Raw genomic sequence first — 12832 nt, forward strand, 5'->3', positions numbered from 1 at the left:
GGCGTGGCATCGGCACCACCGCCGCCACCGGCGTGAGATCGACGCCACCGGGGAGATCCGCGCACCGGCGTGAAACCGGCACGCGCCCCCTCCCGCGAGCCCCCGACCGCGCCCCCAGCGCGGTGATCGGCCCGGTCACCGGCCCGATCACCGGCACGCCCCGAGAGTCAGCCGTCCGCCCGAGCCGTGGCCAGCAACTCCTCCGCGTGTGCCCGTGCCGTCTCCGAGTCCTCCTGGCCGGCCAGCATCCGGGAGAGCTCGCGGATGCGGTCCTCGCCCTCCAGAACCTTGACGCCGGACCGGGTCACGGACCCGTCGTTGGTCTTCTCCACCAGCAACTGCCGGTCGGCGAAGGCGGCGACCTGCGGGAGGTGCGTGACGACGACGACCTGCGCCGTCCTGGCGAGGCGGGCGAGCCGCCTGCCGATCTCGACCGCGGCCTTGCCGCCGACGCCCGCGTCGACCTCGTCGAACAGATACGTGGGCACGGGGTCCGTACCCGCGAAGACGACCTCCACCGCGAGCATCACGCGCGAGAGCTCACCGCCGGAGGCGCCCTTGGCGATGGGCCGCGGCGGCGCGCCGGGGTGCGGGGCGAGCAGCAGCTCGACCTCGTCGACGCCCGCGGGACCGTACGCGACCGTCCGTCCGTCGAGCTGCACGCCCTCGGGGTCGTCGGTCTGCCGGATCTCGAACGACACGCGCGCGTGCGGCATGGCGAGGGAGGCGAGTTCGGCGGTCACCGCGGCGGCGAACCGCTCCGCGGCTTCCGTACGGGCTTCCGTCAACCCCTGGGCCAGTCCGCCCAGTTCGGCGCGCAGGGCGTCCCGCTCGCCGGTCAGTTCGCCGATCCGCTCGTCGTCGCCGTCGAGTTCGAGCAGTCGCGCGGCGCCCCGCTGGGCGTACGCCAGCACGGCGTTGATGTCCTCGCCGTATTTCCGGGTGAGCTGGGTGAGCGAGGCCCGGCGCTCCTCGACCGCCGCGAGCCGCAGCGGGTCGGCGTCCAGGTCGTCGGCGTAACCGGCCAGTTCGCCCGCCACATCGCCCAGCAGGATCCCGATCTCCCCGATCCGCCCGGACAGCGCGGCGAGCGAGGAGTCGTGCGAACGTACGGCCTCCAGCGCCCGGTGCGCCCCCGCGACGAGTGTCGCCGCGTCGATGCCCTCGGGATCCTCCGGGTTTCCGGCGAGCGCCGCGTGCGCGACCGTGGCGGCCGACGCCAGCGCCTCCGCGTGGCCGAGCCGCTCGGCCTCGGCGGCCAGCTCCACGTCCTCGCCCTCGCGCGGCTCGACTCCCGCGATCTCGTCGAGCCCGAAGCGCAGCAGGTCGGCTTCCTGGGCCCGTTCACGGGCGCGAGTGGTGATCTCGTCCAGCTCGGCCGAGATGGCGCGCAACCGTCGGTAGGCGCCCGCGTACTTGGCGAGCGGCACGGCGACCGCGTCCCCCGCGTACCGGTCGAGCGCCTGCCGCTGCCGGGACAGCTTGAGCAGCCCCTGCTGGTCGGTCTGGCCGTGCACGGCGACGAGTTCGTCGGCGAGCTCGGCGAGCACCCCCACGGGCACCGAGCGCCCGCCCAGGTGGGCCCGTGAGCGCCCCTCGGCGGAAACGGTACGGCTGATCAGCAGCGCCCCGTCGTCGAGTTCGGCCCCGGCCTCCTCTGCCCGTACGACCGCCGTGCCGCCGACGGGCAGGGTGATCCGCCCCTCCACGACCGCGTTCTTGGCGCCGATCCGCACCAGGGCGGGGTCGGCGCGACCGCCCAGCAGCAGCCCAAGGCTGGTGACCACCATCGTCTTGCCCGCACCGGTCTCACCGGTCACGGCGGTGAAGCCTGGCGACAGCTCGACCACCGCGTCGTCGATGACTCCGAGCGACCGTATCCGCATCTCCTCCAACACGCCCCCGACCATACGAGGTTTTCCCCGCCCGGCGCGACGCGACCCCACCCCGGGGCGTCACTCCTGGATGCAGCACTCGTTGACAGCGCGGCTCCCCACGCACGTGGGGATGATCCGGTCGTCTCCGTCCTGGACGAGTTCCGGATACTCTGCTCCCCGCGCACACGGGGGTGGCCCCCGCCGACCCTCAGTGCGGCGCCCCACGCCACCCGGAGACCGGCAGCGCGAACTTCGCCACCAGCCGGTCGGTGAACGAGGCGTGGTGCAGCCTCGCCAGCCGCACCGGCACGGCTCCGCGCCGGACCTCCACCCGGGCGCCGGGCGGCAGCTCCACCGTGCGCCGGCCGTCGCACCACAGCACCCCCGGCGGAATGTGCGGCAGCACCTCCACGGCGAGCACCGAGTCGGGCGAGGTCACCAGCGGCTTCGCGAACAGCGCGTGCGCGCTGATCGGCACCATCAGGAGCGCCTCGACCTCCGGCCACACCACGGGCCCGCCCGCGGAGAACGCGTACGCCGTCGAGCCGGTCGGCGTCGCGCAGACGATCCCGTCGCAGCCGAAGCCGGTCACCGGCCGTCCGTCGATCTCCAGCACCACTTCGAGGAGCTTCTCGGCGGACACCTTCTGCACGGCGGCCTCGTTGAGCGCCCAGTCGGTGTGCACGATGTTGCCGTTCTGGTGCACGACGACGTCGACGGTCATCCGCTCCTCGACCTCGTACGCCTTGGTCACCACCCGGTCGACGACCTTGTCGAGGTCGTCGCGCTCGGCCTCCGCGAGGAAGCCGACGCGGCCGAGGTTGACGCCGAGCATCGGCACCCCGGACGCGCGGGCGAACTCGGCGCCGCGCAGCAGCGTCCCGTCACCGCCGAGCACGATCAGCAGCTCGCAGCCGTCGAGGCACTGCGGTGTGGCCTCCTTCACCAGCTCCACGGCCGACGGCAGAGGCAGGTCGGCCGCCTCCGCCTCCAGCACCCGCACGCCGATCCCGGAGCGCAACAGCCCCTCAACGACGAGTTCGGCGCTGCGGATCGCAGCGGGCCGCCCGGTGTGGGCGAGCAGGAAAACTGTACGAGCTCGGGTCTGTGTCAACGCGGCCCCTCCGCCACTGCACGGTCAACGTCTGCCGGGTCGAGTTCGGGTGCTCCGGCACGCAGCCACAGAAAATACTCGACATTGCCGGAAGGCCCCGGCAGCGGACTGGCCGTGACCCCCCGCACCCCGAGCCCGAGTCCCCAGGCACGCTCGGCCACCGCGCGCACGGTCTCCGCCCTCAGCTCCGGGCTGCGCACGACACCGCCGCTGCCCAGCCGTTCCTTCCCCACCTCGAACTGTGGCTTGACCATCATCACCAGATCGGCGTCGGGCGCCGTGCACCGCGCGAGGGCGGGCAGCACCAGGCCGAGCGGGATGAAGGACAGATCCCCGACAACAAGATCCACGGGCTCCCCATCGATCGCCTCCAACGTCAACTCGCGTACGTTCGTACGGTCCTTGACGGTGACGCGTTCATCGCTCTGCAGAGACCAGGCGAGTTGACCGTAGCCGACATCGACGGCGACCACATGAGCGGCGCCCGCGCGCAGCAGTACGTCGGTGAAGCCGCCGGTGGACGCTCCGGCGTCCAGCGCCCGCCGGCCCTCGATCTTGAGCCCCTGAGGGACGAAGGCCTCCAGCGCGCCGGCGAGCTTGTGCCCGCCGCGCGAGACGTAGTCGGGGTCGTTGTCGTCCCGTGTCACCACGATCGCGGCCGCCGTCTCCACCTGCGTGGCGGGCTTGACCGCGAGGGTCTTGCCGACGGAGACCCTCCCCGCGGCGATCAGCTGTCCGGCGTGCTCACGCGAGCGGGCGAGCTTGCGGCGGACCAACTCGGCGTCCAGGCGGCGGCGTGCCACTCCTGCCACGTTCGGTTCAGCTCCTGCGGTCGTACGGCGATGGGGGCGCCGGGGGTCCCGGGCGGACGTCGAGCGCGGTGAGCGCGTCGCGCAGCCCCCGGTGTACATCCTCGTACACCTCGACGTGTCCGTCCGTGGCGAGGTGGTCGGCGTCGGCCAGCCGGTCGAGCTGGGTGTCGATGTCCGCGTTGCCGGTGGGGATGCGAGGCACGTTCAGCGGGGCCGGGGCGGCGAGGTCGTACGTGGGTTCGGCCTCGGCCGGAACCTCCGGCTCCGGGACCTCGTCCTGCGTGGACGGGGTCTGGGGAACTGAGTCGCTCATGCCCCGACGCTACCCCGAAGCGCTGCGGTACCGTCGATCACGATGGCGACGATCGAGGAGTGCCGCAGCGCGCTCGAGAAGCTTGCGGACAACATGGCTGGTGCCGACGGGGGCGTACGCGAGGCGGCGGCTCTCGACCGCTCGCTGAGCTGTCGTGTCACCGATCTGGACGTCACCTTCGTCGGCCGCCTCCAGGACGGCCGGATCAAGGTGCTGGACACCCTCCAGGGGCCGCCGCGCGAGAAGGCCCAGATCCGGCTGGCCATGTCAGGCGACGATCTGGTCGCCATGGTCGAAGGCGAGCTGCACTTCGCGAAGGCCTGGGGCTCGGGCCGGGTGAAGCTGGAGGCGAGCGTCCTGGATCTGCTGCGCCTCAGGAAGCTTCTGTAGCGGCCACCCGCGCGCGTGCCCTGCGCGCCGCCGGCACCACCAGCGGTGTGCCCGTCTCCGGGTCCTCGATGACCTGGCAGCGCAGTCCGAAGACCTCCTCGACCAGTCCGGCCGTGACGATGTCTCCCGGCGCGCCCTCGGCGATGACCTCGCCCTCGCGCAGGGCGATCAGGTGGGTGGCGTAGCGGGCCGCGTGGTTGAGGTCGTGGAGTACGGCGACCAGGGTGCGGCCCTGTTCCTCGTGCAGTTCGGCGCAGAGGTCCAGGACGTCGATCTGGTGCTGGATGTCGAGATACGTGGTGGGCTCGTCGAGGAGCAGCAGCGGTGTCTGCTGCGCGAGGGCCATCGCGATCCACACGCGCTGCCGCTGACCGCCGGACAGTTCGTCGACATAGCGATCGGCGAGTTCGGCGACGCCCGTCGAGGCCATCGACTCCCGGACGACCCGCTCGTCCTCCGTGGACCACTGCCGCAGCAGCCCCTGGTGGGGATAGCGGCCCCGGCCGACCAGGTCACCGACGGTGATCCCGTCGGGCGCGATCGAGGACTGCGGCAGCAGCCCCAGCGTCCTGGCGACCTTCTTCGCGGGCATCGACTGGATGACCTGCCCGTCGAGCAGCACCCGGCCCTGAGCGGGCTTGAGCATCCGTGAAAGGGCGCGCAGGAGTGTCGACTTGCCGCAGGCGTTCGGGCCGACGATCACCGTGAAGGAGTTGTCGGGGATCTCCACCGACAGCTTCTCCGTGATGACGCGCTGGTCATAGGCGAGGGTGACGTTCTCGGCGGACAGGCGGTTCACGGTGGTGGTGCTCCTCTTGTTCTTCTCGTTCGCTGCGGCGTCCGCTTCCGGCCGTCCCGCCTTCCGCCCGGCGCTCATATCCGGCCCGCCTTCCGCTCGGTGACCAGCAGCCACAGCAGGTAGACGCCGCCGAGGACTCCGGTGACCACCCCCACGGGCAGCTGGTCGGCGCCGAAGGCCCGCTGGGAGGCCCAGTCCGCGACGATCAGCAGGGTCGCGCCCATACACATGGAGGGCACCAGGTTCGGCCCCGGTGACCGGGTCAGCCGGCGGGCGAGCTGCGGCGAGGTGAGCGCCACGAAGCCGACCGGGCCCGCAGCGGCGGTGGCGCCGGCGGTGAGCAGTACGGCGGCCAGCATCAGCAGCAGCCGCGTCCGCTCGACCCGCACTCCGAGCGCGTACGAGACGTCGTCGCCCATCTCCGTCATGCGCAGCCCGCGCGCGTTGCCGAGGACCAGCGGCACCAGCACGGCGCACATGACGAGCAGCGGCCACACCTGGGTCCAGTCACGGCCGTTGAGCGAACCGGTCATCCAGACCACCGCGCGGGCCGCGTCGACGATGTCGGCCTTGGTGAGCAGATAGCCGTTGACCGCCGTGACGATCGCGGAGACGCCGATACCGACCAGGACCAGTCGATAGCCGTGCACGCCTCGCTTCCACGCGAGCAGATAGATGGCCAGCCCGGTCACCAGGCCGCCCGCGAGCGCCCCGAGAGCGACCTGGTTCGCGCTCCCCGAGAACAGCACGATCATGATGAGCGCACCGGCCGTCGCACCCTGCCCGAGGCCGAGCACGTCCGGACTGCCCAGCGGATTGCGGGAGATGGACTGAAAGACCGCGCCGGCGAGCCCGAGCGAGGCACCCACCAGCAGACCGACGATGACCCGCGGCAGCCGCAGGTCGTCGACGATGTACTCCTGGATCGCGGTGCCCTCGCCGAACAGGGTCCTGAGCACGTCCGGCGCCGAGATCGGGAAGTCGCCGGTACCGATCAGCACGACGCTCGCGGTGAGCGCCGCGGCCAGCAGCAGGACGACGACCGTGAACGCCCGGACGTCCAGCCGGACCGACAGCCCGCCGGGTGTCCTGACGGCTCGGGTGCCCCGGACGCGGAGGGCGGGGGGACGCGCGTCCGGTTCGCGCGTCGCCGGATTGCGTGTGGTGGTCACAGCTGCGCCGTCCTCCGCCGTCGTACGAGATGGATGAAGACCGGGCCGCCCAGGACCGCGGTGACGATGCCGACCTGCAACTCCGCGGGCCGCGCGACCATCCGGCCCACGACGTCGGCGCCGAGCAGCAGCACGGGCGACAGCACGGTCGCGTACGGCAGGATCCAGCGCAGGTCGGGCCCGGTGAAGGAGCGGACGACGTGCGGGACCATCAGGCCGACGAAGACGATCGGCCCGCAGGCCGCGGTCGCCGCGCCGCACAGCACGGTCGCGGCCGCCATGGACAGCGCGCGGGTGCGGTTCAGGTTGGCGCCGAGCGCGCGGGCGGTGTCGTCGCCCATGGTCACGGCGTTCAGCGGCCTGGCGAGCGCCAGCGCGAGAAGGGTGCCGACCGCCAGGAATGGCAGCACCTGTTTGATGGTGGTGTCGGTGGCGGAGGCCAGCGAGCCGACGGTCCAGAACCGCATCTTGCCCAGCGCCGCGCCGTCCGTGATCATCACGGCCTGCAGATAGCCGTAGAGCGCCGCGCTGATCGCCGTACCCGCGAGCGCGAGCCGCACCGGGGTCGCCCCCCGGCTGCCGCCGAGGAACCAGACCAGCGCACCCACCGCGGCCGCCCCGAAGAAGGCGAACCAGACATAGCCGCTCAGACTCGTGACACCGAAGTACGTGATGGCGGTGACGACCGCGGCGGACGCGCCCGCGTTGATCCCCAGCAGGCCGGGGTCGGCCAGCGGGTTGCGCGTCAGCGCCTGGAGGACGGCCCCCGCCAGCCCCAGCGCGGCGCCGGCCAGCAGCCCGAGGACGGTACGGGAGAGCCGGTCGCCGACCACGACGTCCGCGTACGTCCCCGAGTCGTGGAACAGGCCGTGCCAGACCTGGTCCAGCGGCAGCGCTTTCGCACCGATCGCGATACTCGCCAGCGCGACGAGCACCAGCAGACCCAGGGAGGCGAGGAGCCCGACGGCACGTATCGCCCGGCGGGTCGGGGGCGCGGCGGCGGTCTCCGCGCGCTGTTCGGGAGGGCTGTCTACCAACACCCGGTTAGGTTAGCCTACCCTCGCATGCGGCCGGATCCCGTGTCACCGCAGCTGAGCGGCCCTGCGCCCGCCCCGGCGGGGGCCCGTTCGCACGGCACGGCGCCGCCGGGGTCCCCCTCGCTCAGAGGCCCAGCCGCGCCAGCGCCTTCCCTCCGTCCAGCTCGCAGGATCCGTCGCCTGCCGCCGTCCACGCCGCCGCGCACAGCGCCCGCAGCCCGTCCAGCGCCTCGCCGTCCCCGTTGAGTTCCAGCCGGTCGCTCCCGGCCGTCGCCGTCCAGCCGCCGCAGCGGAACCCGTCCGCCGCCTCGGTGACCTCGGGCTGGCCGGTGAGCAGACCGCGCAGATCCGCGTCGACATACGTCGGCCGGTGCCGCGGCGGGGCGGCGAGAAGCTGCGGGCCGTCCGTGACGCCGGTCAGTACGAGCAGCGAGTCCACCTCGCCGTTGAACGCGCCCTCGATGTCCGTGTCGAGGCGGTCACCGACGACCAGCGGCCGCTCGGCGCCTGTCCGCAGGATCGTCTCGCGGTGCATCGGGGGGAGCGGCTTGCCCGCCACCTGCGGCTCGGCTCCGGTGGCGATGCGTACGACCTCGACCGCCGCGCCGTTTCCGGGGGCGATCCCGCGTGCGCTCGGGATCGTCAGATCGGTGTTGGACGCGAACCACGGCACCCCGCGCGCTACGGCGTAGGACGCCTCCGCGAAACGCCCCCAGGGCAGATCCGGGCCGCCGAATCCCTGGACGACCGCCGCCGGGTCGTCGTCCGCCGACTCCACCGGTTCGAGCCCCCGCTCGCGCAGCGCGACCCGCAGCCCCTCTCCGCCGATGACCAGCACACGCGCGCCCGCGGGCACCTGCTCGCTGATGAGCCGGGCCACGGCCTGCGCCGAGGTGATGACGTCCGGGGCCTGAGTCGGTATCCCCAGCTCCGTGAGGTGCTCGGCCACCGCGTCCGGCGTACGCAACGCGTTGTTCGTGATGTACGCGAGACGCATCCCACCGGAGCCGGCCGTGCCCAGGGACTCAACGGCGTGCGCGATGGCGTTCCCGCCCGCGTACACCACTCCGTCCAGGTCGAGCAGAGCCGTGTCGTACGCCTCGCTCAGGGCCTGCGCACTGCCCTCGGGCCGCGTCCTGACGGTCTGGCTCATTCCGCATCGCTCCTCATTCGATCCCTTTGCCCCGATCATCGCGCATGCCACTGACACACTTACGATGCCTGAATGAACTATGCAGGTCCCGCGCACGTACCCGCACGCATGGGCCTTGATCTGAACCCCTTCCGGGGCCTGCGCTACGACCCCGACCGGGTCGGCAGCCTGGCCGCCGTGACCTCACCGCCGTACGACGTCGTCGTACGGCCGGACGGTCTGCACCACCTGGAATCCGCCGACCCGCACAACATCGTCAGGCTGATCCTCCCGCAGGACCCGACCCCCACCGCGCGCAACCAGCAGGCCGCCGAAACCCTGCACCGCTGGCTGTCCGAGGGCGTCCTCACCACCGACAGCGAGCCGGGTCTGTACGTCTACGAACAGCGCGACGGCGGCATGCTGCAACGCGGCATCATCGGTGCCCTGCGGCTGTCGGAGCCCTCGGACGGCGTGGTCCTCCCCCACGAGGACGTGATGCCGCACGTCGTCGCGGACCGCGCGGCCCTGATGCGCGCCACCTCCGCCAACCTCGAACCCCTGCTGCTGACATATCGCGGCAACGGTTCCCGGACGGGCACCGCCGCCGTCATCGAACGCACGGCCCAGCGTCCGCCGCTCCTCTCCACCACCACGGAGGACGGCTTCAGCCACCGCCTGTGGGCGGTCACCGACCCGGCCGACCTGGCCGAGATCCGGACGGACCTCGGCCACCACCAGGCCCTCATCGCCGACGGCCATCACCGCTGGGCGACGTATCTGCGTCTACGCGCGGAGCATCCCTCCCCCAGCCCCTGGGACTACGGCCTGGTCCTCCTGGTCGACACCACGCGCTACCCCCTCCGTGTCCGGGCGATCCACCGCCTCCTGCACCGCCTGCCGGTCGCGGACGCCCTGGCCGCCGTCACGGACAACTTCCGCGTACGCCGCCTCGACGTGCCTCTCGCCAAGGCCATGGAAGCCCTGGCCACGGCGGCCAGGGACGGAAACGCCTTCCTCCTGGCCGGCGACGGAGCCTTCCACCTGGTCGACCGTCCGTCCCCGGCCCTCCTCGACCGTACGATCCCGGAAGACCACCCGAAGGCCTGGCGCACCCTGGACGCGACCGTCCTGCACGCCACGCTCCTCGAACACGTCTGGGGCATCCCGGAGGACTCGCCGGAGCACATCGCGTACATCCACGACACCGAGGCGACCGTCGACAAGGCGGAGCGCGACGGCGGCACGGCGGTCCTGATGCATCCGGTCCGCGAGGAGGTCGTACGCGAACTGGCCCGCCAGGGCGTCACGATGCCCCGCAAGTCGACGTCGTTCGGCCCGAAACCGGCCTCGGGTCTGGTCCTCCGGGCACTCGCGGGCTGACAGACACGGAAGGGCGGAACCCCTTCCGGAGTCCCACCCGTCCGCTTCTACGTGTCCCGCGCGGCGTCAGCCCTGAGGCGCGCCCTTGGACCCATCCTCGTCGCCGTCACCGTCGTCCGGCGTCGACTCGTCCTCCGGAAACTCGTCTTCGTCGTCGTCCTCGTCGTCCGCGAACTCGGTCGGGGTGTCGCTCTCGGACTCGACCGGAGCCGGGGCGTCCGTCGCTGACACCTCCGTCACCGGCATCGCCGTCGTCTCGTCCTCGTCGTCGTCCTCGACGAACGCGTCGACGAACTCGACGCCGTCCAGCTCGGCCAGCCGGTCGGAGGCGTCTGTGCTGCCGTCCTTGTCGGACTCGATGGCCTTCGCGAACCATTCGCGCGCCTCGCCGTCCCGGCCGGCGGCGAGCAGCGCGTCGGCGTAGGCGTAGCGCAGTCGCGGGGTCCAGGGCTGCACGGAGTTCGAGGCGAGCTCGGGGCTCTGGAGGGTGACGATGGAGGCCTCGATCTGGCCCATGTCCCGTCGCGCACCGGCGGCCACGAGACGCATCTCGACCTGCCCGGCCTTGTCCAGCTTCTGTACCTCGGGCGCACCGGCCATGTCCAGCGCCTTCTCGGGCCGGCCGAGACCGCGCTCGCAGTCCGCCATGACCGGCCAGAGGTCCACGCCGCCGGTCATACGGCGGGCGGCCCGGAACTCGGCGAGCGCCTCGCTGTACTTCTGGCTCGCGTACGCGGCGAAACCGGCCGCTTCCCGTACGGCGGCGACGCGCGACGCCAGACGCAGGGCCACCTTCGAGTAGCCGTACGCCTCCTCGGGGTCCTCGTCGATGAGCCGGGCGACCATCACCAGGTTCTTTGCGACATCCTCGGCAAGCCCCTTGGGCAGGCTCTGCAGCTCCTGCCGTACGTCCTTGTCGATCTCGTCGCCGGTGACGTCCTCGGGGATCGGCAGCCGCTTGATCGGCTCACGGTCCCGGTCGCGCTCGTCGCGGAAACCGCCGCCACCCCGACGGTCGTCACCGCGCCGGTCGTCCCGGCCCCGGAAGCCGCCGGAGCGAGCGCCGCCCCTGTCGTCACGTCGCGGACCGGCTCCCCTGTCGTCACGACCGCGGAATCCACCGCCTCGGTTGTCGTCCCGCCGGTCGTCGTCTCGGCGGAACGCCGGACGGTCGTCACGACGGGCATCGCCGCGGTCGTCCCGACGGAAACCACCACGGTCACTGCTGTCACGACGGTCGTCTCGACGGAAACCACTGCCACCACGGTCATCATCACGCCGCGGACCACTACCGGCACGGTTGTCATCACGACGGGGCCCGCCGGTGGGCCGGTCGTCACGACGGAAGCCGCCGGTCGGGCGGTTGTCATCGCGCCGGAACGGCGGACGGTCGTCACGACGGGCATCTCCACGGTCGTCCCGACGGAAACCACCACGGTCACCGCTGTCACGACGGTCATCCCGCCGGTCGTCACGACGGAAACCACTGCCACCACGGTCATCATCACGCCGCGGACCACTACCGGCACGGTTGTCATCACGGCGCGGACCACTGGTGGGCCGGTCGTCACGACGGAAGCCGCCGGTCGGGCGGTTGTCGTCGCGGCGGAACCCACGGTCGTCGCCGCGCCTGTCGTCACGCTTGAAGGCGGGGCGGTCGTCACGACGGTCGTCGCGACGGGCATCGCCGCGGTCGTCACGGCGGAACCCACCGCGGTCACCACTGTCACGCCGGTCATCGCGGCGCGGCCCGCTGGTCGGGCGGTCGTCACGGCGGAAGCCGCCGGTGCCGCGGTTGTCGTCACGGCGGAACGGCGGCCGATCGCCCTCGCGCCGGAAACCGCCACGGTCGCCACTGTCACGACGGTCATCACGCCGGTCGTCACGACGGAAACCACTGCCACCACGGTCATCATCACGCCGCGGACCACTACCACCACGGTTGTCATCACGACGGGGCCCGCTGGTGGGCCGGTCGTCACGACGGAAGGCCGGACGGTCGCCCTCCCGACCGGTTCCACGGTCCCGGTCGTCGCGACGCGGACCGCTGGGACGCTCGTCACGCCGGAACGGAGGGCGACCACCACGGTCACCTTCCCGCCGGTCGTCACGGCCACGGAAGCCGCCGGTACCACGGTTGTCGTCACGCCGGTTGTCATCCCGGCGGTTGTCGTCGCGCCGGAAACCGCCACGGTCACCGCCAGTCCTGGCGTCGGGCCGGCCCTGCCCCGCACGATCACCGTCACGGCGATCGTTGTCTCGGCGAGGGCCCCCGCGGTAGCCGCCGCGGTCACCACTGTCCCGGCGTCGCTGGTCGCGCTCCGGTCGCTCATCGGGAGAGTTGGTGGACATGGGTGACTCCTGTCTTCGGTACCGCAAGTCATTCTCGCGCAGCCAGGTACCCAGCGCGCTTCGGAAAAACAAAAAAGGACCTCAGGTCCCAGCGAGTCGCTGGGACCTGAGGTCCTCAAGATTTGTTCGGCGGCGTCCTACTCTCCCACAGGGTCCCCCCTGCAGTACCATCGGCGCTATAAGGCTTAGCTTCCGGGTTCGGAATGTAACCGGGCGTTTCCCTTATGCTATGACCACCGAAACCCTGTCAGACTCCCCACATTAAAGTGGGTCCTCGAACGGGCAGCGAACAAGCACACTATTCAATTGATTAGTGGAACTGTTCAGCCAGCACAACCGTTCGTTGTCTGGGAACTACACAGTGGACGCGAGCAACTGAGGACAAGCCCTCGGCCTATTAGTACCAGTCAGCTTCACCCCTTACGAGGCTTCCACATCTGGCCTATCAACC

At 71.6% G+C, this 12832-nt stretch carries 12 protein-coding genes and 1 rRNA gene; 2 read left to right on the plus strand and 11 right to left on the minus strand.

Features of this window, described 5'->3' with window-relative positions:
• Positions 1 to 167: 167 nt before the first annotated feature.
• The 4 genes from recN to ACIP79_RS38430 form a co-directional block, all read right to left on the minus strand.
• Positions 168 to 1910, minus strand: a complete 1743-nt coding sequence (gene recN, locus ACIP79_RS38415) for a DNA repair protein RecN (protein WP_401231529.1) — start codon at positions 1908 to 1910, stop codon at positions 168 to 170.
• Between the two features lie 175 nt (positions 1911 to 2085).
• The gene (locus ACIP79_RS38420; RefSeq protein WP_383682880.1) at positions 2086 to 2991 is read right to left on the minus strand and encodes an NAD kinase; all 906 of its coding nucleotides are present in this window, start codon (positions 2989 to 2991) and stop codon (positions 2086 to 2088) included.
• Positions 2988 to 3803 carry a TlyA family RNA methyltransferase gene (locus ACIP79_RS38425; protein WP_401231532.1) on the minus strand — a complete coding sequence of 272 codons (816 nt, stop codon included), beginning with the start codon at positions 3801 to 3803 and terminating at the stop codon, positions 2988 to 2990. Before ACIP79_RS38425 ends, ACIP79_RS38420 begins: the two co-directional genes overlap by 4 nt.
• Positions 3804 to 3810: 7 nt before the next feature.
• Positions 3811 to 4116, minus strand: a complete 306-nt coding sequence (locus tag ACIP79_RS38430) for a hypothetical protein (RefSeq protein ID WP_401231535.1) — start codon at positions 4114 to 4116, stop codon at positions 3811 to 3813.
• 42 nt (positions 4117 to 4158) lie between these two features.
• On the opposite strand from ACIP79_RS38430, the gene ACIP79_RS38435 reads away from it, so the two are divergent.
• The gene (locus tag ACIP79_RS38435; RefSeq protein WP_401231538.1) at positions 4159 to 4506 is read left to right on the plus strand and encodes an SCP2 sterol-binding domain-containing protein; all 348 of its coding nucleotides are present in this window, start codon (positions 4159 to 4161) and stop codon (positions 4504 to 4506) included.
• Here the strand turns inward: ACIP79_RS38435 and ACIP79_RS38440 are convergent.
• The 4 genes from ACIP79_RS38440 to ACIP79_RS38455 form a co-directional block, all read right to left on the minus strand.
• Complete coding sequence (locus ACIP79_RS38440) at positions 4490 to 5383, minus strand: ABC transporter ATP-binding protein (RefSeq protein WP_401231540.1); 894 nt, start codon at positions 5381 to 5383, stop codon at positions 4490 to 4492. The two genes, ACIP79_RS38435 and ACIP79_RS38440, sit on opposite strands and share 17 nt — an antisense overlap.
• Positions 5380 to 6477: a FecCD family ABC transporter permease gene (locus ACIP79_RS38445; protein ID WP_401231542.1), complete on the minus strand. Its 1098-nt coding sequence runs from the start codon at positions 6475 to 6477 to the stop codon at positions 5380 to 5382. The genes ACIP79_RS38440 and ACIP79_RS38445 overlap by 4 nt, the downstream gene beginning before the upstream one ends.
• The gene (locus ACIP79_RS38450; protein WP_383682891.1) at positions 6474 to 7517 is read right to left on the minus strand and encodes a FecCD family ABC transporter permease; all 1044 of its coding nucleotides are present in this window, start codon (positions 7515 to 7517) and stop codon (positions 6474 to 6476) included. Before ACIP79_RS38450 ends, ACIP79_RS38445 begins: the two co-directional genes overlap by 4 nt.
• A 121-nt stretch (positions 7518 to 7638) precedes the next feature.
• Positions 7639 to 8667, minus strand: coding sequence for an HAD hydrolase-like protein (locus tag ACIP79_RS38455; protein ID WP_401231545.1), 1029 nt, complete (start codon positions 8665 to 8667; stop codon positions 7639 to 7641).
• 72 nt (positions 8668 to 8739) lie between these two features.
• Here ACIP79_RS38455 and ACIP79_RS38460 point away from each other — a divergent pair, with 72 nt between their 5' ends.
• Positions 8740 to 10029 carry a DUF1015 domain-containing protein gene (locus tag ACIP79_RS38460; RefSeq protein ID WP_401231548.1) on the plus strand — a complete coding sequence of 430 codons (1290 nt, stop codon included), beginning with the start codon at positions 8740 to 8742 and terminating at the stop codon, positions 10027 to 10029.
• Between the two features lie 66 nt (positions 10030 to 10095).
• On the opposite strand, the gene ACIP79_RS38465 is transcribed toward ACIP79_RS38460, so the two are convergent.
• From ACIP79_RS38465 to rrf, 3 genes are all read right to left on the minus strand, one after another.
• The gene (locus ACIP79_RS38465) at positions 10096 to 10983 is read right to left on the minus strand and encodes a hypothetical protein (protein WP_401231568.1); all 888 of its coding nucleotides are present in this window, start codon (positions 10981 to 10983) and stop codon (positions 10096 to 10098) included.
• Positions 10875 to 12362, minus strand: a complete 1488-nt coding sequence (locus ACIP79_RS38470; protein WP_401231571.1) for a hypothetical protein — start codon at positions 12360 to 12362, stop codon at positions 10875 to 10877. Before ACIP79_RS38470 ends, ACIP79_RS38465 begins: the two co-directional genes overlap by 109 nt.
• 143 nt (positions 12363 to 12505) lie before the next feature.
• A 5S ribosomal RNA gene (gene rrf, locus ACIP79_RS38475) occupies positions 12506 to 12622 on the minus strand.
• Positions 12623 to 12832 lie beyond the last annotated feature (210 nt).

Source organism: Streptomyces sp. NPDC088747 (assembly GCF_044751025.1).
Classification (GTDB): domain Bacteria; phylum Actinomycetota; class Actinomycetes; order Streptomycetales; family Streptomycetaceae; genus Streptomyces.

Excerpts from the sequence above, each read along its gene's own strand:
- recN (WP_401231529.1), bottom strand. The coding sequence starts at position 1,910 with ATGGTCGGGGGCGTGTTGGAGGAGATGCGGATACGGTCGCTCGGAGTC.
- ACIP79_RS38430 (WP_401231535.1), bottom strand. The coding sequence starts at position 4,116 with ATGAGCGACTCAGTTCCCCAGACCCCGTCCACGCAGGACGAGGTCCCG.
- ACIP79_RS38435 (WP_401231538.1), top strand. The coding sequence starts at position 4,159 with ATGGCGACGATCGAGGAGTGCCGCAGCGCGCTCGAGAAGCTTGCGGAC.
- ACIP79_RS38440 (WP_401231540.1), bottom strand. The coding sequence starts at position 5,383 with ATGAGCGCCGGGCGGAAGGCGGGACGGCCGGAAGCGGACGCCGCAGCG.
- ACIP79_RS38455 (WP_401231545.1), bottom strand. The coding sequence starts at position 8,667 with ATGAGCCAGACCGTCAGGACGCGGCCCGAGGGCAGTGCGCAGGCCCTG.
- ACIP79_RS38460 (WP_401231548.1), top strand. The coding sequence starts at position 8,740 with ATGAACTATGCAGGTCCCGCGCACGTACCCGCACGCATGGGCCTTGAT.
- ACIP79_RS38470 (WP_401231571.1), bottom strand. The coding sequence starts at position 12,362 with ATGAGCGACCGGAGCGCGACCAGCGACGCCGGGACAGTGGTGACCGCG.